Consider the following 2262-nt stretch of genomic DNA (forward strand, 5'->3'; position numbering starts at 1 on the left):
TAAAATAAAAAGTGGGGTAAACATAAAATTTTTCTTAAATCTTCAGTTGGGTTTTATTATTACTCTTCTTAGGAATCCACCATTGATAGCTAGGCAACAGTATGCTTACACTTAACAATATTATCATTTTTGCACGTAATCCTCGTAATACTTTAACCGATGAAGCATATATAAAATCATGTGAATCGTTTGTTCAGTTAAAACATGAAATTAAGAAATATATGACGTACTATAATCACTCTTGCTATCAATAGAATGTACAGAAGATGACTCCTGTTTGCATACAGAAATCATCTTTTTTAGGTTACCGATTTTTTTTATAATGTCCTTTACAAAGGGTACAAATCAAGAGCATCTTATTCCTATTCAAGGGGATCAACTATACCTTCTTCCCTTAAAATCACTAAAACCCATTTACAAATCTATAAAAGTAGATATAATATCATTATGGAACCTTTATTAATTTATAAAGCATTGTCAAATGAAACAAGATGTCAAATTTTATCATGGTTAAAAAATCCAGAAAACCATTTCGACGAAAAACCTTACCTAGAACAAGACCTTAACTTTCAAGTTGGAGTATGTGTAGGAGATATCCAGCTTAAAACTGGCTTAGCTCAATCGGTTATTTCTAGTTATTTATTAACTATGAAAAAAGCAGGCTTACTAGAGTCTGACCGAATTGGAAAATGGACCTACTATCGTCGAAATGAAAAAACAATACGAGAGTTTTCTGAATACGTCCAAAACGAATTATAAAATGAAAGCTAATAATCAATCAGCATACTAATTGATTATTAGCTTTCACACATTCTGCTTTTTTACAGGTATCCAATGACTTCTTATAAATTGCACTGCCTGTAAAAGCAAGAAACATCGAAAGGAGAATTTTTTTTAATATATCATATCTAGTTATTTAGATATCTGTTATTGTATTTCAGATTACATACTCCTGATAATATTGGCATCCAATCATGCTTATAATAATGCTTCTTTGTTAATGAATTTACTTTCAAAATACTGATACGAATGGAGAGTTTTATAAATGAAAAAAGTAAATCCTTTACTTATTCTGACACTCGCAATAGGTGTGTTCGGAATTATTACTACCGAGATGGGTATTGTCGGCGTATTACCACAAATCACTGAAAAGTTCGGAATTTCAACTACACAAGCTGGATTTTTAGTAAGTATATTTGCACTAGTTGTTGCTATTTCTGGTCCGTTTTTAATTCTGCTCGTCTCTAGTATTAATCGCAAAATAATTTTATTAACAGCAATTTTCACATTTGTTATTTCAAATTTAATCTACGCTTATACAACACAATTTGAAGTCATGCTTGTTTTTCGTATTTTACCGGCAGCGCTTCATCCACTCTTCTTTTCAATCGCTCTTGTAACAGCTGCTAAACTTGTCCCTCCAGAAAAGAGCGGTCAAGCAGTTACAAAAGTTTTCATGGGAATTACTGTTGGTTTCGCTTTAGGTATACCACTAACCTCTTACCTTGCAGACCAATTTTCACTCGAAATGGCTTTCTTATTCGGAGCATTCGTTAACACTCTTGCATTCATTGGAATACTACTCCTACTTCCTTCTATGCCTGTTAAAGAAAAAATGTCTTTCGGCAAACAAATTCGTATACTCGGCAAACCAGGATTATGGTTAAATATTTTAACCGTCACATTCCTTTTTGCAGCCATGTTTTCCGTATACAGCTACTTCGCCGAGTACCTTGCAAAAGTAACTTCCATGAATGGATCTCTCATCAGTATCATGCTATTCATATTTGGTATAGTTATGATTTTAGGTAATCATTTATTTGGTGGTCTCCTGCAAAAAAGCATAATAAACACTGTAATATCATTCCCTATTCTATATTCTATTGTTTACATATTGGTTTATTATTTAGGTTCCTACCTTGTTCCAATGATTTTTATAGTATTCATTTGGGGAATCGTACATGCTGGTGGATTAATTGTTGGTCAAACATGGTTAATAAGTGAAGCTAAAGAAGCACCTGAATTTGGTAACAGTCTATTCGTTTCGTTCTCAAATCTCGGAATTACTTTAGGAACCACTATTGGAGGCTGGTTCATTTCAAACTTAGGTATTCACCAGCTTATTTGGAGCGGCTTTATATTCACACTACTCTCATTTCTATTAATTATAATAAAACTAAAATTTTTCAATTCTAATAGCCAGGCTTCATTATCAAGCTAGTACATTTTCAGTTCCAAATTCGATAAAGTGAAACTTTAATC

2 protein-coding genes and 1 pseudogene are annotated in these 2262 nt (G+C 32.4%); all 3 read left to right on the top strand.

The features are described 5' to 3' along the window. Positions 1-152: 152 nt before the first annotated feature. Positions 153-254, top strand: a pseudogene (locus ABWK52_RS20320) (TetR family transcriptional regulator); the annotation flags it as partial. A gap of 193 nt (positions 255-447) precedes the next feature. After that, positions 448-759 carry an ArsR/SmtB family transcription factor gene (locus ABWK52_RS20325; protein ID WP_000433539.1) on the top strand — a complete coding sequence of 104 codons (312 nt, stop codon included), beginning with the start codon at positions 448-450 and terminating at the stop codon, positions 757-759. Between the two features lie 286 nt (positions 760-1045). Continuing rightward, positions 1046-2221, top strand: coding sequence for an MFS transporter (locus ABWK52_RS20330; RefSeq protein WP_000757550.1), 1176 nt, complete (start codon positions 1046-1048; stop codon positions 2219-2221). Positions 2222-2262: the final 41 nt, after the last annotated feature.

This window comes from Bacillus sp. AP50 (genome assembly GCF_040492675.1).
In the GTDB taxonomy this organism is placed as follows: Bacteria; Bacillota; Bacilli; order Bacillales; family Bacillaceae_G; genus Bacillus_A; species Bacillus_A cereus.

What these genes read in the sequence shown, in the direction of transcription:
- ABWK52_RS20325 (WP_000433539.1), top strand. Translation starts at nt 448, where the DNA reads ATGGAACCTTTATTAATTTATAAAGCATTGTCAAATGAAACAAGATGT.
- ABWK52_RS20330 (WP_000757550.1), top strand. Translation starts at nt 1,046, where the DNA reads ATGAAAAAAGTAAATCCTTTACTTATTCTGACACTCGCAATAGGTGTG.